The organism is Bradyrhizobium ottawaense, assembly GCF_900099825.1.
Lineage (GTDB): Bacteria > Pseudomonadota > Alphaproteobacteria > Rhizobiales > Xanthobacteraceae > Bradyrhizobium > Bradyrhizobium ottawaense_A.
Genome location: NZ_LT629693.1, coordinates 4,500,374 through 4,526,125, shown reverse-complemented (window position 1 = coordinate 4,526,125; position 25,752 = coordinate 4,500,374). Strand labels below are relative to the sequence as shown.

Sequence of the window (25,752 nt, the reverse complement as noted above, 5' to 3'; positions counted from 1 at the left end):
CTGCTACCAGCCCGGTTGCCACTGGCGATAGTACGGTTGCACCTGACGGGGTGGTTGGCCGCCCCGCTGCCGCGGATTTACCGGTTGAGGTTCCGGATTGCGCTGAAAAAAGAAACCCCAGCCGTCGTCGGTTCTGTCGTTCTCAACCAGGATATTGGCCGTGGGCTTGCGCGTGATGAAGCCGCCTTGCGGCTGATTGCTCAGCACCGCGACGAATTCGGTGCGATAGTTGGTCTCGCTGCTCAGCGGCTCGTCCGAAATGACGATCGAGGATCGCGGCAATGCGGTCGGCGCGATGCGGTCGAGTATCTCCTGCGGCATGGTAATGCGGTCGAGCGCGTCCTTGGCGTTGTCCCCGTTGTCGATCGTGACCACGGACCAGCGCAGGCCCGTGTCGTTGCGCGCCATCGCCGTGAACACATGGGTGCCGATCGGCTTTCCGGGATCGCGGATCGTGATGGGAAGCTCGATCGTGGTATCGAACACCTCGCCGCCGCCGTCCGGCGCCGGCTTGTGTGTGTTGCGCCGCACGTAAAGCTTCTGCGTCGCGCGGCTGATGTAGACCGAGGCCGGCTCGAGCGCGAGCTTGGCGTCGAGCGCCGCTTTCGCCGTTTCGACTTTCCTGGCCTGGGCAGGCTTGACCGCTTCCTTGGCGGCGGCAGCAGCGTCGAGCTTCGCTTTCGCGTCGGCCTTGGCGGTGTCGAGCTGGGTCGCGAGATCCGCAGCCTTGGCGGCGGCTTTCTGCTTGAGATCCTCGGCCTTTGCCTTGGCCTCGTCCGTCTTGGCGGCGGCGAGCACCTTGTCGGCGTAAGCGAGTTCGGCGGCGGCGCGGGTCTTGAGCGCCTCCAGCTTGCGCAGCGACGCCGTCAGCGTGGCTGTCTCGCGCGTCGCCGTCGCAGCGGCTTTCTTCGCCTCGTCGGCCGCCTTGGCAGCCTCGGCCGCCTCGCGGGGGAGCGCCGCAGCTTTGGCCGGCGCGGCCGCGATGGCCTCCGCGTTCGGAACGAACAGCGAGGGATGCGAGAACTCGACCGGTTCGGCGTTTTCAGGCGAGATGATCACCCGCATCCCGATGTGCGTCTTGTCGAACAGTTTTTCCGCAAAGCCAAAGGGCATCCGCACGCAGCCGTGCGAGGCCGCATAGCCGGGCAGCGGCCCGCCGTGCAGCGCGACGCCGTTCCAGGTGATGCGCTGCATGTTCGGCATCCAGGCATCGTCATAGAGGGTCGAATGATGATCCTTGTCCTTCTCGATGAGGGCGAAGACGCCGGCCGGCGTCTCGCGTCCGGTGGTGCCGGTCGAGACCGGCGCGCGCAGGATCCAGCCGTCGGCATCGTAGAAGGTGACCTGCTGGCTCTTGATCGACACGATCGCCATGATCGGCTCGCCGGCCTCGCGCGACGCGGTCGCCTCGGTGGGGGCTGCGGGGCGAGCCTGTCTCGCCGCGGCGCCGGCGGTCAGCGCCGTCAGTGCGGTCATCGCCGCGAGCGTCACCATGGCGGGACGGCCCCGTCGCCGCATCGCCACGGTGGATCGCGCCGTCGTCAATCGAATTACCATGCCATGCCTCGAATGCCTGTCCGCGCCTGCGTCGATCATAGTATCAGGTCGCGATTTTTGGATTAACCAGCCGCTGCCACCATCCACGCCGCCCATTCGCTCTGGAGACTTCCGGCACGTTCCGGTGGCGTTTCTCTCATATACGACCGCCCGGGCAGGAGGAAGGGTGGCGCGCGGACGGAACCTAATCGGCTCCCAACCATTGTGATGTCACCTCAGCCAATATCACTGGAGATGTCATGATCCGCCGCTTTATCGGAATTACTGCCCTTGTTGCCGTCGTTGCACTGCCCGTCGTGGCGCAAGCCCAAGGCGTTCCCGGTGGTGTGGAACGAGGCTCCCGAGAAGGCGAACGGGCAGCGGGTCCGGTGGGCGCCGTGGTCGGTGGCGTCATTGGCGGCGTGGTGGGTGGTGTGACCGGGGTTCTCGGTGTCGACCAGCGCCCGCGCTTCCACACCTATGTGGTCGAACGGCACCACCCCTCCTATGAATACCAGGGCGATTTCCGCGTCGGCGCGGTGCTGCCCGAAGCGGGCGTCACCTATTACGACGTTCCGGAGGAATATCACGCGCAAAGCTATCGCTATACGGTCGTGAACGGCCGCACGGTGCTGGTGGATCCGCGTACCCGCCGGGTCGTCGAAATCGTCGAGTAAAGCCTTGCAGGATGGCGTTATTGATCGGGGCCGTCTGCAAAGACGGCCCCGATTTTGTGTCGACAGAAAGCCGGAGCGTACTGGCGGCGCCGCTACATCCGGCCGCGAAGCAGTCGCACGATCAGCAACAGCACGACGGCGCCGATCGCGGAATAGATGATCTCCGACACCAGCCCGCTGCCGATATGAATGCCGAGCTTGGGAAACAGGAAACTGGCGAGCAGCGCGCCGGCGATGCCGACGAGGATGTCGCCGATAATACCGAAGCCGGTGCCGCGCACGATCTTGCCGGCGAGCCAACCGGCCACCAGGCCGACGAACAGAATAACGAGAATGCCTTCATTGGATATTTGCATTGGAATCCCCCCGGATTGTGTAACGCCGTCCTGGCGCTACATGATACCTTAGCCACTATCGATCGACGTGACGACCCATAATCTTTTCGGTGCGTGTCCGTTCCGAACGACATGAAACTTTTTGCCGCCATCGGTGTTAATCGGACATGGCACACGGCGATATTTGGTATGTTACTTTTGGTCCGGACAAAACGGACGAAGACGCGACCAGCATGGTCCGCACGACCCGCACCTTCAAAGCGGAAGTCGATGCCAAGCTGTTTGCGATGCAGATCCTGGCCAAGGGCTGGATCGCCAGCGCAGGCACGCTCAATCCCCATCAACCCAAGCAGGTGATCGGCCCTTCCCAGATCGAGCACTGGGCCGATCCGGGACTTGGTGGATAACACCCTCTCTTCAATTCCTACGTCGCAGCCGCAACGGCAGCCATTGGCTCCGCCAGCACGCATCGGGCGGTGTGGCCCGAGGATATCGCCACATTGGGCGGCAATTGCTCGCTACAGCGCGGCTGCGCCAGGCTGCAGCGCGGCGCAAAGGAGCAACTCGCCGGCGTCTTGTCGAGCGAGGGCGGCGTCCCCGGGATGGTCTCCAGCCGCTGCCCCCGTTTGGCGCCGTGGACGGTCGAGGCCAGCAATCCCTTCGGATAGGGATGAACCGGCGAGCGCACGATCTGGCTGAGCGTGCCCTGCTCCACGATCTGGCCGGCATACATCACGGCGACGCGGTCGCAGATTTCAATGGCGACACCGATGTCATGTGTCACGAAGATGACGGACATGCCGAACTCGCGCTGCAATTCGCGCAGCAGCAGCAGGATCTGAATCTGCACGGTGGCGTCGAGCGCCGTGGTCGGCTCGTCAGCCAACAGGATTTTCGGCTTGCAGGCCAGCGCCAGCGCGATCATCGCGCGCTGCCGCATGCCGCCGGACATTTCGTGCGGATAGGCATCGAGGCGGCGCTTGGCCGAGGGAATCCGCACCACTTCCAGCATTTCCAGCGCCCGCGCCATCGCGTCGCGCTCGCTCTTGCCTTCATGGCGGATCACACTTTCCGCGATCTGCCTGCCGATGGTGTAGACCGGATCGAGCGCCAGCGCGGGCTCCTGAAAGATCATCGAAACCGTCTGGCCGCGAAAATCAGACAATTCCTCGTCGTCGAGCGCCAGCACGTCACGGCCGAGCACGTTCACGCGCCCCGAGATCTGCGTGCGCTTCCGCGGCAACAGCCGCATCAGCGCTCGCAAGGTCACGCTCTTGCCGGAACCAGACTCGCCAAGAAGGCCGAGCACCTCACCCTCGCCGAGCGTGAGCGAGAGATCGTTGACGGCATGCACCGTTCGCTCGCCGGTAAAGCGGATGTTGAGGTGATCGATCTCGACGAGGTTGGTCATGAGAGCTTTGGCACCCGTGCGTGGAAATCGGTCGCGCGCTGGAACGCCGCCCCAATGCGGACCAGCATCGCCTCATCGAACGCGCGGCCGACCAGCTGCATGCCGACCGGCAGACCGGCCTTGGTGAAGCCGGTCGGGATCGAAAGCGACGGCAGGCCGAGATAATTGATCGGGCGGGTGAATTTCGTAATGCGCTGGATCACGGCTTCCGCATCGATGCTGTTGCCGACATCGCTTTCGGCAATGGTCGGCGCCGGCATCGGCGCCACTGGCGCCAGCACGGCGTCGGTGCCGGCAACGGCGGCAAGCCAGGCCGACAGCGCCGGACCGCGCCAGCGCATCGCTTCGAGATAGGACACCGCCGGGATCGCAAGCCCGTTCTGCAGCCGCATCAGCACCTGCGCACCGTAATCCTGCGGCCGCTCGATCAGCCATCTTTTGTGGAACGCGGCGGCTTCGGTCGCGAGCACGAGCTGACAGGCCGCGGTGAGCTGACGCTGGTCCGGCAATTCGACCTTGACGATCTCGGCGCCCTCTCGTTTGAGCGTCGCGATGGTCTCGTCGAGCACGCGGGCCACTTCGGCATCGAGATCGTCGACATAGAACGCGGTGGGCACGCCGATCCGGAGCCCCTTGAGCGAACCTTGGGTCGCCGCCATGTAATCCGGCACCGGCCGCGTCGATGCCGTGAGATCCTCAGGGTCGGCGCCCGCCATCAGCCCGGTCAGCAGCGCGCAATCTTCTACGGTCTGCGCCAGTGGGCCGACGGTATCGAGCGATTGCGACAGCGGCATCGCGCCGGCGCGGCTGACGCGGCCGACCGTGGTCTTCAGGCCGGTGACGCCGCAGAAATGCGCGGGCATCCGGATCGAGCCGCCGGTATCCGATCCCAGCGCCGCGAAGGTCAGCCGGGCCGCCACCGCCGAGCCCGAGCCGGACGACGAACCGCCGGTGATGTGATCGACATTCCAGGGGTTACGCACCGCGCCGTAATGCACGTTATGGCCGGTCGGGCCGTAGGCGAACTCCACCATCTGCAGCGAGCCGAGGCGAACCGTGCCGGCGTCCTTGAGCCGCTGCAACGCGGTCGAGGTCGTGGTCGCGACGAAATGGCGCCGGATCTTGGAGCCGCAGGTCACCACCTTGCCGGCGTCGTAATACATGTCCTTGTGCGCCAGCGGCACGCCATGCAGCGGGCCACGGTTGTTGCCTTTTGCCAAGGCTGCATCGGCGGCGTCGGCCGCCGCCAGCGCGCTTTCCGCCTCGATCGCCATGAAGGCGTTGAGGCGCGGCTGCCACTCCGCGATCCGGTTCAGGCAGGATTGCGTGACTTCGCGCGAGGAAAATTTCTTGTCGGCGATCGCTTTGGCGACCGCGACGAGCGACATCAAGGCCGGCTCGGTGCTGTGCTTGTTCACTTCGACACCTCGGCATTCTGGACCAGCAAATAACTAGCCGGCTCGAGATCGAACGGCAGCGTGCCGGCCACGGCCGCAAAGCCGTCGAAGGCCGGACCAATGGAATTGGCGATGCGTGAGGCGGTTTCGCTGTCCACGGGCACGCCCGCGGTGCTGGTGATCGCGATCACCTCTTTGGGACCGGGTTTCGTCATGCGGCGCTTTCTCCCTTATTGTTTTCCTTGGCCGGTGCGCGGCTGTGCCCGGAGCCTGGAATGGCCATGTAGCACGCCGCTTGATGACCCATTGTATCGAGGTCTGCGAGTTTTGGGGTCGCATTTGCGCAGAGCGGCTCCGCAAACGGACAGCGGGTGTGAAACCGGCAGCCCGATGGCGGGTCGATCGGATTCGGCGGATCGCCCGAAATCGGCGGCGTCTCGGTGCGCTTGTCGGGATCGGACGACGGCATCGCGGCCAAAAGCGCCCGCGTATAGGGATGCGCCGGCGCATCCCAGACCTTGTCGACCGGACCGAGTTCGACGACTTCACCGAGATACATCACCAGCACGCGGTCCGAGATGTAACGCACCACGTTGAGGTCGTGGCTGATGAACAAGTATGTCAGGCCGAATTCGCGCTTGAGGTCGGCGAGCAGGTTGAGCACCTGGGCCTCGACCGACTTGTCGAGCGCCGACACCGCCTCGTCGAGGATCACCAGCCGCGGCGACAGCGCCAGCGCACGCGCGATATTGACGCGCTGGCGCTGGCCGCCGGAAATCTCGTGCGGATAGCGGTTGGCGAAATTTTCCGGCCGCAAGCCGACCTTGCCCAGCAATTCGCGCGCCAGCGCCCGCGCAGCGTTGTCCGCCATGCCGTGCACCTTGGGGCCGAACGCGATCGACTCTTCAATGGTCAGCCGCGGGTTGAGCGAGGCGTAGCTGTCCTGAAACACCATCTGCATGCCGCGGCGCAACTCGCGAAGTGACAATGCGCGGCCGACCTGCATGCCGTCATAGACGATATCGCCGGCATCGCGCTTCATCAGGTGCATCAGCAGCCGCGCCGTGGTCGACTTGCCGCAGCCGGATTCGCCGACGATCCCTACGGTTTCGCCCTTGGCGATCGAGAACGACACATTGTCCACCGCACGCACAGTCTTGCGCGCGCTGAACAGGTCGCCCCGCACCGGAAAATGTTTTGTGAGGCCCAAGACCTGCAGCAGCGGCTGCGCCGCGCCGCCGATGTCCTCGACCGGCTCCATGAGTTCGACAGACGGAGTGCTCTCGTTCATCGCGTCAGTTCCTGATGTCCATGGCGCTGCGCATGCCGTCGCTGAGCAGGTTGAAGCAGATCGACACCGCGAAGATCATGACGCCGGGCAGCGCCGCCACCCACGGATTGACATAGATCGCGGTGCGCAGCGTGTTGAGCATCAGGCCCCATTCCGGCTCCGGCGGCTTTGTGCCTAGGCCGAGAAACGACAGGCCGGCCGCCAAAATCATCGACACTGAAATCAACCCGGTTGCGTAGACGAAGATCGGGCCGAGCACGTTGCCGAGCATGTGCACGCGCATGATGGTGAAGGCGCCGGCGCCGGAAGCGCGCGCGGCCTCGACGAAATCCATGTTGCGCACGCCGGTGGTGACGCTCTCCGCGACGCGCGTGATCTGCGGCACAAACACGATGGTCAGCGACACGATCGAGTTGACGATACCCGCGCCGAGCGCGCCGGATATCGCGATCGCCAGCAGCACCGATGGGAACGCGTAGAACACGTCTATCGTGCGCATGATCGCGGTGTTGAGCTTGCCGCCGACATAGCCGGCGACGAGGCCCAAGGACGTGCCGATCCCGAAGGCGAGGATCACGGGCAGGATGCCGATGATCAGCGACAGCCGCCCGCCATAGACCAGCCGCGCCAGCATGTCGCGGCCGAGTTCGTCGGTGCCGAGCGGATAGTTCGGCGTGCCGATGTGGCGAAGCCTTCGGATCATCGAACCGGCATAGGGATCGGCGAGGCCCAGCCACGGCGCGCACAGCGCCGACAGGAAGATCAACGCCAGAATCAGCGCGCAGGCCATGCTGACCTTGTCCCTGACGATACGGCGGCCGACGGTGGCCCAATAGCCGCGCGCCTTGGTGGCGGGCGCGGCCTGCAGGGCGGTATCTGACATCACGCTCATGGGCGGAACTTCATTGTTTTAACTTCGCTTGATGCGCGGATCGATCGCGGCTTGCGCGATATCGACCAGGAGATTGAGAGCCACGAAGAACAGCGCCAGCACCAGGATCGTGCCCTGCAGCAGCGGCAGGTCGCGCTGGAAGATCGCGGAATTAAGCAGCAGCCCCGAGCCCGGCCACGAAAACACCGTCTCGATCAGGATCGAGCCGCCGAGCATGTAGCCGAGCTGCAGCCCCATTACGGCGAGCGCCGTCGGCGCCGCGTTCTTGATGACGTGACGAAACACGTCGGTCTCGCGCAGGCCCTTGGCACGCAACGCCTCGACGAAATCCTGGCTGAGGATATCGCCGGTCAGCGCCCGCACGGTGCGGGTGACGATGCCCATCGGGATCACCGAAGTGGTGATCGCCGGCAGCACCAGATAGCGCATGTGTTCCCAGTCCCAGCTCCAGGCGCCGGAGCCGCCGGGACCGGCGCCGACCGCGGGCAGCCAGTTGAGCTGCACCGAGAAGATGATGACCAGCACCATGCCGAGCCAGTAATGCGGCACCGAGACGCCCGCGATGGCAATTGACGTCGCGACCTTGTCGACCCAGGTATCGCGGAAGTAGCCGGCGATCAGGCCGAAGAACAATCCGAGCGTAAAGCCGATCACGGCCGCGGCGATCGCCAGGGTCACGGTGTTGCCGACCGCACGCAGCACTTCCGTCAGCACCGCGCGACCGGTGGCGATGGAATGGCCGAGATCGCCATGGACCGCGCGCCACAGCCAGAGCCCGAATTGCACCGGCAGCGGACGGTCGAAGCCATAGGCGACGCGCAGTTGCTGGGCGAGTTCCTGCGACGCATCCGCCGGCAGCACCGCGACCAGGGGATCGCCGGGCGTGATGTGCACCAGCAGGAAGCACACCAGCGCCACGCTGATCACGATCGGGATGACGTAGACGATACGCCGAACAATATAGACGAGCACGGATCACCTTCTGTTAGTCAGCAATCGAATTTCTCCGTCGTCATGGCCGGGCAGAAGCGCGAAGCGCGTCTTCGCGCCAGGTGTCCCGGCCATCCACGTCTTGGCCACAAGCAAGAAAGGCGTGGATGCCCGGGTCAAGCCCGGGCATGACGGAGAAAGAACTAGACGCGAGTGTTACGGCGCGATCGACACCGGCGAGAAGTCGACGAACCAGCTCTTCGGCTGCACAAAACCCTTGATCTTCGGGCTCATCGCGCGCGGGGCGACGTCATGGGCGACGTAGAGGAAGGCCGCATCGTCCACCGAGGCCGCGTGCAGTTCGGCGAGCGCTGCGTCACGCGCCGCGGGGTCGAAGGTCTGGCGCGCTTTGGTCACCAGTTCGTCGAACTTGGGATTGTTGATGAAACCCCAATTATTCGATACCGGCGGCGCCATCGACGACTGCAGGAAGCGCACCATGGCGAAGAACGGGTCCATCGCCGCATAGGTGACGTTGGTCGCGTTGGCGCCGTTGGCGGAGGGATCCTTGACGCCGCGCCGCCAGTTGGTGAACAGCGTGTTCCACTCGATGACGTCGAGCTGAACATCGAAATAGCATTCCGCCAGCGCCTGCTGCAGATATTCGTTCATCGGCAGCGGCAGCATCTGGCCGGAGCCGGACGCCGAGGTCTGGATCTTGACCGTGAGCTTCTTGGTCGGGCCGAAGCCGGCTTCTTGCATCAGCTTCTGCGCGGCCGGTTTGTCGTACTTGATCTGGAAGGTCGGATTGCCGCGCCAGGGATGGCCGGGCTCGAAGGTGCCGGTCGCCGGCACCATCAGGCCGGCGAGCAGCCCGTCCTTCAGGCCTTCGCGATCGACGCAGAGATTGGCGGCCTTGCGAACCCGGATGTCGTTCCAGGGCGAGCCTTCGACGCGGGAGAACTGCCACGGCCAGACATGCGGCTCCTCGTTGCTCTGGATCACGAAGCCGCGCTGCTTGATTTCGGCAACCGCATCCGGCGCCGGCGCCTCGACCCAGTCGACCTGACCCGACAGCAGCGCCGCGGTGCGGGCATTGGCCTCCGGCATCGGCAGCAGCACCATCTTGTCGACCTTGGGAACGCGCGCCTTGTCCCAGTAGTCGGCGTTCTTGACCAGTTCGAGCCGTTCGCGCGGCGTGAAGGCGGACATCTTCCAGGGGCCGGTGCCCGAAGCGTCCTTGGCGAAGGCGGCCCAGGCAGCCTGCGATTTCGCCTTGGCGTCCGCGCCCTCGGCGGCGTCGAACAGTTTTTGCCATTTCGAAGGAGATGCCATGAACAGGTTGGTGAGGTTGATCGGCAGGAAGCTATCCGGCTCCTTGGTGATCAGCTCCACCGTCATGTCGTCGACCTTGCGCGCGGAAGCCAAGGTCGGCATGCGCGAGGCGGTGACGCCGACCTGGCTGGCGTCGAATTGCGGCGCATCCTGCTTCAGCACCTTCTCGACATTCCAGACCACGGCGTCGGCGTTGAACGGCGAACCGTCGTGAAAGGTGACGCCGGGACGCAGCTTGAAGGTCCACTTCTTCTTGTCGGCGTCGTCGACCTTCCACTCGGTGGCGAGGCCGGGAATCATGACGCTCGCCTTGTCGGCCGAGGACAGGTCCCACATCGTCAGCGCGTCATACATCGTGAGGCCGGTGAAGCGGTTGCCTTCAAAGCCCTGGTCGGGCTGGCCGAGGGTGCGCGGAATATCGGCGGCGGTCATGCCGATCCGCAGCACGGATTCGGCCGAGGCCAGTTGCGGCAGTCCCACCACCAGTGCGGTCGCCAGCATCCACGCCGTCACGGCCTTTTTCGAACTTACGATACGCATTTCAGCAATCCCTTCTCGACTTCGATGATTAATTCTTATGCAAAACTATGCAACGCCTGTGCCAAGGGAGAGAATTTTACTCCGATTGGCCAATTGGTCGCACAACTCCATGTGATCCGCCTGCAGAACGGGGCGAATTGCCTATTCTGGCATCAACCTTGCTTCATTGGCATTAGGTATTTCGAATACTTGTCCAACGGAGTTTGATCCATGCGCACCCCAAGAACGATGCTTCTCGCTGCCGCGGCGTTGGCCATCGGCATCGGCCTGCCGGCGAAGTCCGCGCACGCCGAATCCGTGGTGCGCTACGGCATCTCGATGGCCGACATCCCGCTGACCACCGGTCAGCCCGACCGCGGCGCCGGCGCCTATCAGTTCACCGCCTACACGATTTACGATCCGCTGGTGGCCTGGGAAATGGACGTCTCCGACCGGCCCGGCAAGCTGGTGCCGGGCTTAGCGACCGAATGGAAGGTCGACGAGTCAGACAAGAAGAAGTGGCGCTTCACCTTGCGCAAGGGCGTCAAGTTCCATGACGGCAGCGACTTCAACGCCGATGCCGTGATCTGGAATCTGGACAAGGTGCTGAACGACAAGGCACCGCAGTTCGACAAGCGCCAGAGCGCGCAGGTGAAGACCCGCCTGCCCTCGGTCGCAAGCTACGCCAAGATCGACGACGACACCGTCGAGATCACGACCAAGGCGGTCGACTCGTTCTTCCCCTACCAGATGCTCTGGTTCCTGGTCTCGAGCCCGGCGCAATATGAAAAGCTCGGCAAGGACTGGGACAAGTTCGCCAGCCAGCCGTCCGGCACCGGCCCGTTCAAACTGACCAAGCTGGTGCCGCGCGAACTCGCCGAACTGACGCGGAACGAGGATTACTGGAACAAGAAGCGGATTCCGAAGACCGACAGACTGATCCTGATTCCGATGCCGGAAGCGCTGACCCGCACCAATGCGCTGTTGGCGGGCCAGGTCGACCTGATCGAAACGCCGGCGCCGGACGCGGTGCCGCAGCTCAAATCGGCCGGGATGAAGATCGTCGACAACATCACCCCGCATGTCTGGAATTATCACCTGAGCGTCCTGCCCGGCTCGCCCTGGACCGACGTGCGCCTGCGCAAGGCGCTCAACCTCGCGATCGATCGCGATGCGGTGGTCGGCCTGATGAACGGTCTCGCCAAGCCCGCCAAGGGCCAGGTCGACCCGTCGAGCCCGTGGTTCGGCAAGCCCAGCTTCGACATCAAATACGATCTCGCAGAGGCCAAGAAACTGGTTCAGGAGGCCGGCTACTCCAAGGAGAAGCCGCTGAAGGCGACCTTCATCATCGCGCAAGGCGGCACCGGCCAGATGCTGTCGCTGCCGATGAACGAATTCCTGCAGCAGAGTTTCAAGGAAATCGGCATCGAGATCGACTTCAAGGTGGTCGAGCTCGAGACACTATACACGCACTGGCGCAAGGGCGCGGCCGACGAGATGAACGCCGGCATCACCGCCAACAACATCGCCTATGTCACCTCGGACCCGCTCTACGCCATCGTCCGCTTCTTCGCTTCCGACCAGGTCGCGCCGGTCGGCGTCAACTGGGGCGGCTACAAGAATCCCAAGGTCGACGCGCTGATCAACGAAGCCAAGCAGACGTTCGACACCGCCAAGCAGGACGAACTGATCGCGCAAGCACATTCACTGATCGTCGACGATGCAGTGCTGGTGTGGGTCGTGCACGACACCAACCCGCACGCATTGTCGCCGAAGGTGAAACAATTCGTGCAGGCGCAGCACTGGTTCCAGGATCTGACGCAGATCGGGCTGGAGTGAGCCAAACTGGAGGGGCAATAACTTGTCGTCCCGGCGAACGCCGGGACGACGGGTGTTACTTCGTCAGCAGCGCAAACGCGCCGTTCCAGTCTTCCGGCGGCGGGTTTTCGATGTAGCCGCGGATGCGCGCTTCGTAGAGATTATAGAGCAGCTCCAGCGAATGCCGCTCGTCGGTGCGGCGGCCGCGTTCGATCGCGGCGAGTGCGCCTTCCCAGTCGCGTGCCCGATAGCAGGCCAGCATCTCGATGGTGAGATTGCGCAGCCGCTGGAAACGGCCGGATTGCGCGGTGTCCTCGCGGCCGGCGATGGCATAGATCACCTCCGGCTCCTTCTTGCCCTTCACCATGATGAAGTCGAGCTCGAGGATCGCGAACTTGTCCTTGACCGCGAGCGCGGTCCTGGAGCCGACGATGATCGGAAATCCGTATTCCTTGGATTGTCCTTCGAGGCGCGACGCCAGGTTGACGCTGTCGCCCAACACCGAATAATCGAAACGCAGGTCGGAACCCATGTTGCCGACGACGCAAACTCCGGTGTTCAAACCGACCCCGACGTTAAGCGGGATGTAAGCGTGGCCACCATGCTGCGCTTCCTCTTCACGCAGCTTGTTGAGTTCGTCGATCCGCTCGAGCATGTTGATCGCCGCCTCGCAGGCATTGATCTCATGTTCATTGTCGTCGATCGGCGCGTTCCAGAACGCCATGATGGCGTCGCCCATGTATTTGTCGATGGTGCCCTTGCGGGCGAGAATCGCGTTGGTCAACGGCGTCAGGAACCGGTTCATCAGCGCGGTCAGTCCCTGCGGGTCGTGCTTGTAGGATTCTGAAATCGAGGTAAAGCCTCGCACATCCGAGAACATGATGGTCATCTCGCGCTCCTCGCCGCCGAGCACGAGCTTTTCCGGCGATTGCGCCAGTTGCTCGACCAGCGCCGGCGACAGGTATTGCCCGAATGCCGAGCGGATCTGCCGGCGCTGCGCCTGCTCGCGCACGAAACTGGAGAAGATCAACGTGAGATAGATCGCCGTGGTCGACATCAGCGGATAGGTGAAATCGATCAACAGCCGGTGCTGGGTGTAGAAGTACCAGGAGGTGCCGATCAGGGCGGTCGCGAACACCGCGCCGAGCGCCACCAGCGTGACCGGCCCGAACGCGGGCGCAAACGCGATCACCAGCAGTCCGAACAGCAGCGCGGTGGTGAACTCGATGGCGATGCCGTAGATCGGCTGCGAGATCACCGCACCCGTGAGGGCGCTCTCCAGCACCTGGGCATGAATTTCGACCCCGGGCATCGCGCGCGAAACCGGCGTGGTCTTGATGTCGTTGAGGCCGACCGCCGAGGTGCCGATCAATACCAGCTTGCCGGCGATCATGTCCGGCGCGACATTCTTTTCCAGCACGTTGATCGCCGGAACATAGATCGAGGCATCGTTGCGGGCGTAGTGAACCCAGAACTGGCCATTGTTGTCGGTCGGAATCTGCAGGCCCCTGATGCCGACGCTCTTGATGCCAGCCTTCTCGGCCTTGATCAGGATCGTGCCCGAGCCGGTCGCGACCCGCAGCATTTCGAAGGTCAGCGACGGCATGGTCTGGCCCTGCGCCTGCATGATCATCGGCACCCGCCGCACGATGCCGTCGCGCTCGGGCCGGATCGTGAACAGACCGCGTCCGGCGGCGGCATGTTCCAGCTCCGGCACGTTGCGCAGCAGGCCCGGAAAATCGAACATGAAGCGCTGCGGCTCCTCGCCCAGCATCGCGATCCCGGTCACCGGCAACGTCTTGTCGAGGGGAGCGATTTCCTCCGGCAGTCCGGATTCGCCAAGCACCACGCGCGACGCCTTGATGGCGTCGGCGAAAACCTGATCGTTGCTCGGCAACGACCGCAGTTTCTCGCGGGTCGCCTCGTCGAGATTGCGGAACGTATCCGCCGCAATATTCGGATTGAGGCGGTCGGGCTCCGAGAACACGGCGTCGAACGCGATCACGACCGCGCCGAGCCGCGTCAGTTCGGTGATGAGATCGGCGATCCGGGTGCGCGGCCACGGCCACTGCCCGAGCTTTTCCATGCTCTTGTCGTCGATATCGACGATGGTGACCGGCCTGACGGCCTTCTTGCGGGGATCGAACCGCTGGAACGTGTCGAAGGTCCTGACCCTGATTTCCTCGACCGGGGCCGGATCGGCAATCCGGAAGGCCGCGAACAGCACCAACAGCGCAAGACATGCCAGCCGGGCGTAACCAAAACGCCGCGCGAACCACCGCCGCACTATCCGAAGTCGCTTCATGGGATTCGATTGATGGCTTAACCGGCGCCGTCAGACAAGCCGGAAGATGACGCCGATGTCACGAAGTTGGCGCGAATTCGCAAATCGCGGCGTCAGCTGATATGCGGCGACACGATGAAGTCGCCCACATGCAGGTTGTTGAGGGCCACGTTCTTGAGGGTAACGGCGTCGTTGGCATCCAGCGTGATGAGGACATCAGCGGAATTTGTCGGCGACACGCTGGCGTGACTTGCCAGCCAACTCGAGAGGTTGGACGAGGCGACCGTGCCGGAAAATGCCCTGAGGTCGATATGGTCCAGACCCGGCGAAAAATCGGTGATCGTATCGGAATTGGCGTTGCCGCTGGGCCTGAACACGAACTGGTCGGCGCCCGCGCCACCGGTGAGCGTGTCGTTGTTGCCGGTCGCGAAAATGACGTCCTTGCCCGATGTCCCGGTCAAGGTGATGTCGGGACCCGTGCCGCCCTGGTTGAAGATGAAATGAACGGTATCGTGACCGCCAAAACTGTCGGCAACCGTAAACGTCACCGCGTCGGTTTGCGGCGGAACGACGCCGGGACTGTACACGACGCCATTGCTTAACGTCGTATTGAGGTCGGCGAGGCTGCCCGAGTCCGTTCCTGGCGTCACGCTGCTGCCTGGGGCGGCATCCGTGGCAGCGGTCATCGTGAATGTGTCGGTCGCGGCCGTAGCGTCCGCATCGGCAACGCGCAGGCCGGACACCGTGGTCACGCCGCCGCCGTTCTCCGTGACGGTGAATTGGTCGGTTTCGATGACGGGCCCAGACGATCCAGGCGCCGGCGTCCCATGTCCGGAACTATAGGTCAGAAGGATGGCATCGTCCTGGCCGGCGCCGTTGCCGCCATGGGTGAAGCTCTTCGATTCGCCCGCGACATAGAGGTTATGTCCGTCAGTCGTGATCGAGTTGAAGGAATCATACAGCGCGCCGCCATAGGTGGTGCTCGACACGACGCTTCCGTCCGCCGTGTTGATCTCCATCAGCACACCGTCGGTACTGCCGCCGCTGGTGGTCGAGCCGACGACATAGAGATGGCCATCGAGCGCTACCGCGCCGTTCAGCGTATCCGCGCCGCTGCCGCCGAAGCTCTCGCTCCAGGCGACCGAACCATCGGTATTGTACTTGGCGATCAGGAAATCGCCGCCGTTGCTGTTGACATTGCCGACCGCGAAAAGCGCATTGCCGACGACCGCCGCACTGGCGAAATTCCCGGCGGCCGCGCCGGTCACGTCCTTGTGGGTGACGACAGAACTCAGATCGTGGCTGGCGGTCCAGACCGTTGCGGTATTGGTCGCGTCGCCGGAATGCTGGGTATTGCCGACCGCCCAGATCGCACCATTGAACTCGACCGCATCGTAGGCATTCGAGAAGCCAGGCGTCGCCAAGGGATCGGTCGCGGCATGCAGCAAGGTTCCGGCGCTGCTATATTCGGCGAGGATATAGGCACCATAACTGGCCGGCTGCCCGAAGCCTGTGGCATACAGGATGGTGTTGCCGCCTTGCGTCGTGGCAAGGACGTTCTGGAACATCTCGGTGCCGGTATAGCTAAAGAAATTGTTGGCGGCGTACTCGGTCGCAGGCGCCGCCGGGCTGCTGCCCGCGGTGCCGTCAGCGTTGAAGCCCACGAGAATCGATTTTTCTTCCGCGCCGCCGACGCCGTCATGCGTCAGGCCGGCGCTCGGATGACTGCCACCGGCCGCATAAATCGTGTTGGCATCGGCCGCGACGCCGGTGAAGAACCCGTAGGACCACTGCTCGGAGAAATCCTGCGTCGGCGCGCCGGCACCGGTGGTGAAGCCCACGACCGTTGAGTGATCGGACGAACTCTGCGTGATCGGCGCGTTGTAAGTCAGATAGAGGTGACCGTTGGCATAGGTGACGGCGGTCGCCGCCTGGTCGCCGGCGCCGCCGAGGAAAGTGGCATCGAGCAATTGAATCGCCGGGGCGGGAGCGACCGCTGCCGTGACGTTGACGTCTGCGGTGAAATAGGCACTGTCGTGTCCGCCATTGTCGGTGCCGCCGCCGTCATGCAGCGTGAAGGCCACGGTCCGGGTTCCAGTGACGGGGTCCGGCTTGGCGTTCGAGAATTCGACCGCCTGCGCCAGCGCCGCAACGGCCGCATCGTCGGCGCCGGAATTCAGCGTAATCGTCAGGCTGTTGATGCCGTTATTTGTCAGCGCGCCGATATCCACGGCGACGCCGGGGCCGGTTGCCCCGTCGGCATCGAACAGGATTTCGTTGCCGTCCATCGAAATGTAGTTGCTGGCAATCGACAGCGTGTCGCCCTGGTTGCCGCCGGCGATGACGGTCGCCGTCAGCGTTCCACCATTGTAGTTGGTGCTGTCGATATCGCTGGCCACGACATTGGTCGCGATCGCCACCGCGGCGCCGGTCGCCGCGTAAGCCGTGCCGACTGCGTTACCGGTAAACACCGGCGCGTCGTTGACGGCGGCGACGTTGAACGACACCGTTGCCGTCGAGGTCAGGCTGCCGTCCGAAACCGTGTAGGTAAAGCTGTCGGCGCCGTTGTAATCGGCGGCAGGATGATAGGTGACGATGCCACCGTCGAGGCTGACCGTACCGCCATGCGCGCTCGCCGCACTGACGGAGGTGACCGTGAGCGTGCTGTCGACATCGGTGGCGTGGGCGAGCAGTTGCGCCGACGTCAGCGTGGTGCCGGTATCCTCGCGGAATGCGACCTGGCCGGTCTGGCCACCCCATTCTTCGATAAAATCGCGACCACCCGCAGCATCGGGAGCATCGTTCCAGCCGCCATTGGGAGAGTCGTCGACGCCCTCGATATGAACATATTCGGTCGCGCCGAAACCGCCATTGGGTTCACCCGCGCGCCAGTGCGTATAGTCGAAAGCGGTTCCTGCTTCAGGCCCCGTCAGCCAGGTGAAATGGCCCGCGCCGGTGTCATCGTCAGTAGCTCCGCCGCCGAGCCAGGCACGGTTGCCCGTCGCGAGCGCTGCGACGAAGTTCTGCTCGGCCTGGCTCGTGATGGTAGCAAGATAGGCACCATCGCCTTGCGCGGTGGCGTTGGCTGAACTCCAGCTCAAATTGGTCGTCACCAGACGATAGTAATGACCGTTGTCAGGATCCAGTATCCATCCGTCGCCGGAGGGCGCGGCGTTGGTGATCGAAAAATCATCCGCCACCGGCGCGTCGTTGGTGCCGTGGATGGTGACGTCGATGACGTGCGAGTCGGTGCCGTCGGCCGACTTCACCGTCAGCGTGTCGTGCACCACATCGGTTCCACTCAGCGCCTGGACGTTGGATGCCGCGTTGTTGAGCGCATAGCTCCACTTGCCGGTGCCGGCGTCGAAGCTGAAGCTGCCGTAGGTGCCGGTCAGCGCCTGCGCGCTCGGGGTCTGGAAATGATTTTCGCCGTGGTCGACATCGGCCACCGTCAGTGCGCCGCTCGCCATCAGCGTGCCGTCTTCCGTCACCGCTCCGGCGTCCGAACCTTCGGTGGTCGCCGTGATGGTGGCGGGATCGTTGGTGCCGTGGACGGTCACATCGATGACATGCGAATCGGTGCCGTCGGCCGACGTCACCGTCAGCGTGTCGTGCACCACATCGGTTCCGCCCAGTGCCTGGACGTTGGACGCCGCGTTGTTGAGCGCATAGCTCCATGTGCCGGAGCCAGCGTCGAAGCTGAAGCTGCCGTAGGTACCGGTCAGGGCCTGCGCGCTCGGGGTCTGGAAATGATTTTCGCCGTGGTCGACATCGGCCACCGTCAGCGAGCCGCTCGCCGTCAGCGTGCCGTCTTCCGTCACCGCTCCGGCGTCCGAACCTTCGGTGATCGCCGTGATGGTGGCGGGATCGTTGGTGCCATGGATGGTGACGTCGATGACATGCGAATCGGTGCCGTCGGCCGACGTCACTGTCAGCGTGTCGTGCACTACATCGGTTCCGGTCAGCGCCTGGACGTTGGACGCTGCGTTGTTGAGTGCATAGCTCCATGTGCCGGAGCCAGCGTCGAAGGTGAAGCTGCCGTAGGTACCGGTCAGCGCCTGCGCGCTCAGCGCCTGGAAATGATTTTCGCCGCTGTCGACATCGGTCACCGTCAGCGAGCCGCTCGCCGTCAGCGTGCCGTCTTCCGTGACCGCTCCGGTGTCCGAACCCTCGGTGGTCGCGGTGATGGTGGCGGCGTCGTTGGTGCCGTGGATCGTAATCGTGACCGGCTGGACCGACGAGGTGCCGTTGGCAACGCCCTTGCTGTAGTCGACGACCGTCACATTATAGGTGATCGTCAGCGTCTGGCCAGCCGCCAGGAAGTCGAAGCTGTTGTCGGCCGCGCTGTAGTCGAAAGCCACAGAGCCCGCGCCCGAACCGGTGCTATCGGTCTCGGTCAGCGCCAGCGTGCTCGCCGCCGTCAGGGCGTTCGCCTGATCCGTGGTCAGCGCACCGCCGGACCACACATAGGTCGGCGAGTCATGGCTCACCGTATGCGTGTCGGTGAGGTCGACATCGGTAAAGGTCAGCGACCCCGAAGTCTTATCGACCGTCGTGCTCGGTGCGCCGGTAAGGCCCGGCTGTTCGGTGATCACATGCGACGCAGCCGTATCCGCCGCCAGCACCGGCGCGTCGTTATGGCCGGTGATAGTCACAATCACCGTCGCGGTGTCGGTCTTGCCCTCGCCGTCGTTCACCGTGACCTTCGAGGTGAGCGTGATCGTCTCGCCCTCGGCCAGGAAATCAAGCACGCCATCGGCAATCGAATAGTTCCAGCCAATGGTGCCGTTGTTGGTGTTACCCGACTGCGCCAGCGTCAGCGCATTCTCGATAGCCGTGAGTTGCGGCGGCGTCCCCAGATCCGTGTGGTGATCGGCGGCGGTCCAGGTCACGGACTGTGACGTAATGGTCGCGGTCGGCCGGTCCAGCAAGTCGACATCGGCGAAGTGTAACGTGCCACCAACCGAATCCAGGGCCGACGAACCGGTCGCGGTCAACTGCTCCTCAATCGAGCCCGTTTCCGACTTTTCGGCGAAGACCGGCGCATCGTCCGCGGCGTTGAAGGTGATCAATGTATGCGTCGCGTCGCCTGCCCCCGCCAGATGCGCGTGGCTGTAATCGCCGACCATCGTCATGGCGATCGAATCGCTGCCATGGAAGATCGTCAGCACGCCGTTGACAAAGGTCGCGGTGGTCGTCGCATCGTAGGCGATACTTTTCAGATTGATTTCGTCGGTCGCGGCGAAGCCGGCGATACTGCCGCCAAAGCTCGCGCCGTCGATCTTCAACACCGCATTGTCGCCGTGGAACTCGACCGTCTGGCTGTCGGATCCGTTGAGTTCGAACGCCGCGCCACCGTCAATCCTGACCGAGCCGGTCCCGGAGATCGAGGTGGATATTTTGAGGGTGCCGTCCTTGATCTCGATCGTGCCGTCATTGGTAATAGCAGCGTTGATCTCAATGCCCGCGCCATGCGTTTCCAGCAGGCCACCGCTCGCGACGGCAACGCCGCCGCCAGCGATGGTGGCGCCGTTCTGAAGCACGAGCTGGCTCGCCGCGTCCACCTGCAGGGTACCGACGTTGGTCACGCCGACATCGTCGAAGATCGCGCCCGCGGCGCTTTCGATCTCGATCGTACCGACGGTGCCGTTCACCAGCGTGCCGCCGGTGATGCTGGTGCCGCCCTCGAGGATCAGCGTTGCGGCAAGAGCCGCATAATCGACATTGATGGCGCCGCCGCCCGTGACGGTCACGCCGTTCAGCGTCGCGCCGGAACTTGTCTCGATCTGAATCGTGCCCGAATTACCGAGCGCGCCGCCGTTGATGACCGCTCCGTTGTCGAGATCCAGCGTTGAACCGAACGCCACCGCGATCGTCCCAAAGCCATTGGCGATCGTGGTACTGGTCAGTTCCAGCGTGCCGTTGTTGATCGCGTTCAGCGCGCCGTTATTGGTGAAATAGTCATTGCCAATACTGCTGGAGCCGCTGACGTTGACGGTGCCGGAATTGCCGAAGGCGCCGCCCGTCAACGCCACGCCGCTCAGGTTCAGCGTCTTGCCGGAGGCGACGTTGACCGTGCCGCCGTCGGTGATAGCGCCGCCGGTTACCGTGACGTCGTTCAGGGTCGCAATCTTGCCGCTGGTGACCTTCAGCGTCGCGCCGGTGTTGGTAACCGCGCCGCCGATGATGGTGCTGCCGTCGATCGTCAGCGTCTGGCCGCCATCGACCGTCAGTTGGTTGTTGGCCAGCGCATCGTTGGTGATGCTGCCGGTGCCGGAGATCTCGATGGCGCCGGCATTGGTAACGATGCCGCCGTCGAGTGCCACGCCGTTCAGCGTCAAGGTCTTGCCCGAGGCGACGTTGACCGTGCCGCCGTCGGTGATAGCGCCGCCGGTTACCGTGAGGTCGTTCAGGGTTGCGGTCTTGCTGCCGTTCACCTTCAGCGTCGCGCCTGAATTGGTGACCGCGCCGCCGGTGATGGTGCTGCCGTCGATCGTCAGCGTCTGGCCGGAGTCCACCGTCAGCTGATTGTTGCCGAACGTATCGTTGGTGATGCTGCCGGTGCCGGCAATCTCGATGGTGCCGGCATTGGTAATGATGCCGCCGTCCAGCGCCACGCCGTTCAGCGTCAGCGTCTTGCCGCTGGCGATGTTGACGGTACCGCCGTCGGTGATCGAACCGCCGGTGACCGTGACGTCGTTCAGGGTCGCGGTCTGGCCGCCGTTGACCTTCAGCGTCGCCGTGGTGTTGGTGACAGCGCCGCCGGTGATGGTAGTGCCGTCGATGGTCAGGGTCTGGCCAGAATCGACCGTCAGCTGGTTGTTGGCCAGCGCATCATTGGTGATGCTGCCGGTGCCTGTAATCTCGATGGTGCCGGAGTTGCCGACCGCGCCGCCGTCCAGCGCCACGCCGTTCAGCTTCAGGGTCTTGCCGCCGGCGACGTTGACCGTGCCGCCGTCGGTGATCGTGCCGCCGGTGACCGTGACATCGTTCAAGGTCGCGGTCTGGCTGCCGTTGACCTTCAGCGTTGCGCCCGAATTGGTGACCGCGCCTCCGGTGATGGTGCTGCCGTCGATCGTCAGCGTCCGGCCAGAATCGACCGTCAACTGGTTGTTGGCCAGCGCATCATTGGTGATGCTGCCGGTGCCCGTAATCTCGATCGTGCCGGAGTTGCCGACCGCGCCGCCGTCCACCGCCACGCCGTTCAGCTTCAGGGTCTTGCCGGAGGCGATGTTGACGGTACCGCCGTCGGTAATATTGCCGCCGGTGACCGTGACGTCGTTCAAGGTCGCAGTCTGGCCGCTGGTGACCTTCAGCGTCGCCGTGGTGTTGGTGACCGCGCCGCCGGTGATGGTGCTGCCGTCGATGGTCAGCGTCTGGCCGCTATCGACCGTCAACTGGTTGTTGGCCAGCGCATCGTTGGTGATGCTGCCGGTGCCGGCAATCTCGATGGTGCCGGAGTTGCCGACCGCGCCGCCGTCGAGCGCCACGCCGTTCAGCTTCAGGGTCTTGCCCAGGGCGACATTGATCGTACCGGCGTCCGTAATATTGCCGCCGGTCACGGTGACGTCGTTCAGGGTCGCGGACTTGCCGCTTGTGACCTTCAGCGTTGCGCCCGAATTGGTGACCGCACCGCCGGTGATGGTGCTGCCGTCGATCGTCAGCGTCTGGCCGCTATCGACCGTCAACTGGTTGTTGGCCAGCGCATCATTGGTGATGCTGCCGGTGCCGGCAATCTCGATGGTGCCGGCATTGGTAATGATGCCGCCGTCCAGCGCCACGCCGTTCAGCGTCAGCGTCTTGCCGCTGCCGACGTTGACCGTGCCGCCGTCGGTGATCGCGCCGCCGGTGATCGTGGTGCCGTCCAGCGTCAGGGTCTTGCCGGAGTCCACCGTCAGCTGATTGTTGCCGAACGTATCGTTGGTGATGCTGCCGGTGCCGGCAATCTCGATGGTGCCGGCATTGGTGATCTTGCCGCCGTCCAGCGCCACGCCGTTCAGCGTCAGCGTCTGGCCCGAGGTCACATGGACCGTGCCGCCGTCGGTGATCGTGCCGCCGGTGATCGTGGTGCCGTCCAGCGTCAGGGTCTTGCCGGAGTCCACCGTCAGCTGATTGTTGCCGAACGCATCGTTGGTGATGCTGCCGGTGCCGGCAATCTCGATGGTGCCGGCATTGGTAATGATGCCGCCGTCCAGCGCCACGCCGTTCAGCGTCAGCGTCTGGCCCGAGGTCACATGGACCGTGCCGCCGTCGGTGATCGCGCCGCCGGTGATCGTGGTGCCGTCCAGCGTCAGGGTCTTGCCCGAGTCCACCGTCAGCTGATTGTTGCCGAACGTATCGTTGGTGATGCTGCCGGTGCCGGAGATCTCGATGGTGCCGGCATTGGTAATGATGCCGCCGTCCAGCGCCACGCCGTTCAGCGTCAGCGTCTTGCCCGAGGTCACATGGACCGTGCCGCCGTCGGTGATCGTGCCGCCGGTGATCGTGGTGCCGTCCAGCGTCAGGGTCTTGCCGGAGTCCACCGTCAGCTGGTGGTTGGCTAGCGCATCGTTGGTGATGCTGCCGGTGCCGGCGATCTCGATGGTGCCAAAGTTGGTAACGATACCGCCGTCAATACCACCGCCGTTCAGCACCAGCTTCGTGCCGCTCTCGACCTTGATCAACCCGCTATTGATGATCACGACGTAGTCGGTCAGCGTTCCGCCCTTGAGGTCGATGATGCCGTCGGCGAGATTCGTAATGCTGCTGCTGTCTTTGAAGTCGCCGCCCTGGGCGAGGTTCAGCGTACCCGAGTTGGTCAGCTGACTAGTACCCTGGACCTCGATGGCGCCGCCGACGCTGATCGCGCCGGCATTCTTGACAATCGAATCGGCGAACAGGTCGAACGCACCGCCAATCTGGAGGGTGCTGTTATTATCCAGTTCCGGGGGTGTGGTCCCGAAGTCGTTCATGGTCACGGTCTTGGCAAAAGCCGCGGCATTGATCGTGACCGGATAATTCGGTGTCAGTTTTTGCAGCTGATTGGTGATGATGATGGCATCATCCGTCCCCGTGGGACGGGTTCCGGTTTCCCAGTTCGCCGCGTCGTTCCAGTCTCCCGTCGAGCCGGACGCCGTGGTAGCGACCCAGACCACCGCCGGCGTGTTATTGCCGGTGATGGTGACGGTAATGTCCTGCGTGGATGTCGCTCCCTGCGAGTCCGTCACCGTTACGGTGTAGACCAGGGTGAGCGTGTCTCCCGCCGGCACGAAATCGGCAAGATATGCGCGCAGATCCGCGAGATTCCAGTCGATCGTTCCGGTATTCTTCTGGGTACTGTCGTGGCCTGCCGCGATCGATGCGGTGAGCGCGGTTTTGAAGAAATTCAGGGGAGCCGGCGCCAGCGTCGAAATCTCGGCGCCGGAAAGCAAGGCGCTGGTCAGTTTCGTCGAAACCGTATGGGTATCGGTCAGATCGACATCGGTGAAGGACAGCGTTCCTGAGGTGGCATCGCTCGTCGTCAGGAAGGGGCCCGGCGTTGTGGTGCCGCCGGTAAACGAAATATGCTGCGGCCCGGTGGTAATGACCGGCGTATCGTTGGTGCCGGTGATCGTGATCGTGAACGTAACTTCCTTGAACTCATTGTTCAGCGCGAAATTGTTGTCGACCCGCGCCGTGTAGGTCAGCGTCAACACCTCGCCGGCAGCGAGAAAGTCGAAGGCGTGGTCGGCGATATTGTAGGTCCAGGTCGCCACGCCGTGATTGATGTTGGTGGGATCCTGCACCACGACCAGCGGCGTTTCGACGGCATGGATTGCCGCCAGTTGCGCCGCGGTCAGCGTCGCGGTGACGTCGGTGTGACCCGCGTTCTGATAGGTGAAGGAAGCGAACGTGGTCTTGACGGTCGGAACGTCGCCGGGGTTGATGTCGGCATAGGCGACCGTGCCGCTCACGCTGTCGATGGCGGTACTGCCGGTGGTCAGCGCGCGTTCGGTCGTGGCGCCGCCGTGGGTGACAACCTCCGGCGGCCCGGGGATGTGATCGCGGCTGCTCGGGTTGGTGCTCTTGCTCGGGTCGACCGGCTTGTCTGCAACGTTGACCGTCAGCACCTTGACAGCCACGTCCTCGCCGCTTGCCGTTTTGAGGGTTATGTTTTGCTGAGTGATCGAGTCGGTGAAATTGGTGGCGGTCTTGGTATTCGGGTTGTTGAGGTCGGAGAACTTCAGCGCAAAGACGTCGGTGATGATCTTTTGCGCATCGGCCGACAGTGGCGCCGACGACAGGAAGTTGACCGTGCCCTGGCCGCTGACGATCGTCTGCGTTCCCGCCTGGTTGACGGTCGCGATCGGCGTCAGCGTGGTCTTGTCGAACAGGATGTAGGAGCCGGTGGTGCCGTCGGGCTCGACCAGCACCTGGAACTTGGCCGGCGGCGCGTCACCCGTGGCGGGCACTGTGAAATCGATCTCCACCAGCACCGCGGTGCCGCGGATGCCCATGGTGGCGACCGGCGTGTCGACCTTCATGTCGCCATGCTTGGCAGTGGCGCCGGCGACGAACGAAATGGTGCCCTGCACCAGGCTGATCAGCGATTTGTTGTCCGACCCGTTGGGGTCGTAGATCATTTCGTTCAGCACCATCTTGGCATTCGACGCGAGGCCGAACACGGTGCCGTCGATGAAGGTGATGCCGAGCGTCGAGTCGGATCCGGATTGGACCACGTCGCCTTTGTTGACGTTGTCGCCCTGGTTCAGGATGATCGATACGCCGTTGCGGATCGCGGTCGCGGTACCGGTCAGCTTGGTCACGTGACCGATGACCTGGGCAACGCTGGCGCTGCCGTCGGCCTGCGCAAACTGGGTGTGCCCGGTCAGCGCGTTGATAAGGTCGCCGGTGAGATGGGCGCCATCGGGAGAAGCCAGCGCCGCCCGCTTCTCGCCCTTGAAGTAGTCGTGCAGGACGACTTCATGGCCGTCGCCGGAAACGACCAGGTCGACGCCCGCGCGCTTGAAGTCGCCGGTGAAGAGCAGATGCGCATCAGGAATGATAATGGCGTCGGCCGGCGCATGGCCCGAAACAGTGCCGACATGGACGTGCGCACCGGGATGGGCACCCTGGCCGTCAGGCGTCATGTCGCTAAATTTGCCGGCCAAGCTCAAAGTGGCACCGTCGCCGCTATGGTTAAATATTATACAATATCAATTTTCTAAACTTGCATATCACTGGAACGTTTCTTCCGAAACTATCCATTGCTTGCGCAAGCTACGCCCGCCGGACCGTTTGAGGCCCGACTTCTTGAGGCTCCTCAGCAGACAACAAGTATTAGGTGCCGGAACGACAACAATACATTC

The 25,752-nt window shown here is 63.7% G+C and carries 14 protein-coding genes; 3 read left to right on the top strand and 11 right to left on the bottom strand.

Annotated features, from left to right (window positions below; all coding sequences use genetic code 11):
* Nucleotides 1-3: 3 nt before the first annotated feature.
* Nucleotides 4-1,557 (bottom strand): L,D-transpeptidase, encoded by a 1,554-nt coding sequence (locus BLR13_RS21090; protein WP_074831265.1) that lies wholly within the window; start codon nt 1,555-1,557, stop codon nt 4-6.
* Nucleotides 1,558-1,796: 239 nt separating this feature from the next.
* On the opposite strand from BLR13_RS21090, the gene BLR13_RS21085 reads away from it, so the two are divergent.
* Nucleotides 1,797-2,213: a DUF1236 domain-containing protein gene (locus BLR13_RS21085; RefSeq protein ID WP_074819947.1), complete on the top strand. Its 417-nt coding sequence runs from the start codon at nt 1,797-1,799 to the stop codon at nt 2,211-2,213.
* Between the two features lie 92 nt (nt 2,214-2,305).
* On the opposite strand, the gene BLR13_RS21080 is transcribed toward BLR13_RS21085, so the two are convergent.
* Nucleotides 2,306-2,569 carry a GlsB/YeaQ/YmgE family stress response membrane protein gene (locus BLR13_RS21080; protein ID WP_074819950.1) on the bottom strand — a complete coding sequence of 88 codons (264 nt, stop codon included), beginning with the start codon at nt 2,567-2,569 and terminating at the stop codon, nt 2,306-2,308.
* 146 nt (nt 2,570-2,715) lie between these two features.
* Between BLR13_RS21080 and BLR13_RS21075 the strand changes: the two genes are divergently transcribed.
* Complete coding sequence (locus BLR13_RS21075; protein ID WP_074819953.1) at nt 2,716-2,955, top strand: hypothetical protein; 240 nt, start codon at nt 2,716-2,718, stop codon at nt 2,953-2,955.
* A 17-nt stretch (nt 2,956-2,972) separates the two neighbouring features.
* Here BLR13_RS21075 and BLR13_RS21070 read toward each other — a convergent pair whose 3' ends face one another.
* The 7 genes from BLR13_RS21070 to BLR13_RS21040 all read right to left on the bottom strand — a co-directional run bounded on the left by BLR13_RS21070 (nt 2,973) and on the right by BLR13_RS21040 (nt 10,305).
* Complete coding sequence (locus BLR13_RS21070) at nt 2,973-3,959, bottom strand: ABC transporter ATP-binding protein (RefSeq protein WP_074819954.1); 987 nt, start codon at nt 3,957-3,959, stop codon at nt 2,973-2,975.
* Nucleotides 3,956-5,347: an Asp-tRNA(Asn)/Glu-tRNA(Gln) amidotransferase GatCAB subunit A gene (locus tag BLR13_RS21065; protein WP_074831267.1), complete on the bottom strand. Its 1,392-nt coding sequence runs from the start codon at nt 5,345-5,347 to the stop codon at nt 3,956-3,958. Before BLR13_RS21065 ends, BLR13_RS21070 begins: the two co-directional genes overlap by 4 nt.
* Nucleotides 5,348-5,373: 26 nt before the next feature.
* Complete coding sequence (locus BLR13_RS21060; RefSeq protein WP_074819956.1) at nt 5,374-5,571, bottom strand: hypothetical protein; 198 nt, start codon at nt 5,569-5,571, stop codon at nt 5,374-5,376.
* A complete protein-coding gene (locus BLR13_RS21055; RefSeq protein ID WP_074819961.1) occupies nt 5,568-6,647 on the bottom strand; it encodes an ABC transporter ATP-binding protein in 1,080 nt (359 codons plus the stop codon). The genes BLR13_RS21060 and BLR13_RS21055 overlap by 4 nt, the downstream gene beginning before the upstream one ends.
* 4 nt (nt 6,648-6,651) lie before the next feature.
* Nucleotides 6,652-7,530 carry an ABC transporter permease gene (locus tag BLR13_RS21050; RefSeq protein ID WP_027541662.1) on the bottom strand — a complete coding sequence of 293 codons (879 nt, stop codon included), beginning with the start codon at nt 7,528-7,530 and terminating at the stop codon, nt 6,652-6,654.
* Between the two features lie 27 nt (nt 7,531-7,557).
* Nucleotides 7,558-8,511 (bottom strand): ABC transporter permease, encoded by a 954-nt coding sequence (locus BLR13_RS21045; protein ID WP_074819964.1) that lies wholly within the window; start codon nt 8,509-8,511, stop codon nt 7,558-7,560.
* A 174-nt stretch (nt 8,512-8,685) separates the two neighbouring features.
* Nucleotides 8,686-10,305 carry an ABC transporter substrate-binding protein gene (locus tag BLR13_RS21040; RefSeq protein WP_074831268.1) on the bottom strand — a complete coding sequence of 540 codons (1,620 nt, stop codon included), beginning with the start codon at nt 10,303-10,305 and terminating at the stop codon, nt 8,686-8,688.
* Nucleotides 10,306-10,572: 267 nt separating this feature from the next.
* Here BLR13_RS21040 and BLR13_RS21035 point away from each other — a divergent pair, with 267 nt between their 5' ends.
* Nucleotides 10,573-12,162 (top strand): ABC transporter substrate-binding protein, encoded by a 1,590-nt coding sequence (locus BLR13_RS21035; RefSeq protein ID WP_091976621.1) that lies wholly within the window; start codon nt 10,573-10,575, stop codon nt 12,160-12,162.
* 55 nt (nt 12,163-12,217) lie between these two features.
* Here the strand turns inward: BLR13_RS21035 and BLR13_RS21030 are convergent, their stop codons facing one another.
* Both BLR13_RS21030 and BLR13_RS21025 read right to left on the bottom strand, forming a co-directional pair.
* Nucleotides 12,218-14,446, bottom strand: a complete 2,229-nt coding sequence (locus BLR13_RS21030; protein ID WP_074819974.1) for a CHASE2 domain-containing protein — start codon at nt 14,444-14,446, stop codon at nt 12,218-12,220.
* Between the two features lie 92 nt (nt 14,447-14,538).
* Nucleotides 14,539-25,560 (bottom strand): VCBS domain-containing protein, encoded by an 11,022-nt coding sequence (locus BLR13_RS21025; RefSeq protein WP_433994226.1) that lies wholly within the window; start codon nt 25,558-25,560, stop codon nt 14,539-14,541.
* Nucleotides 25,561-25,752: the final 192 nt, after the last annotated feature.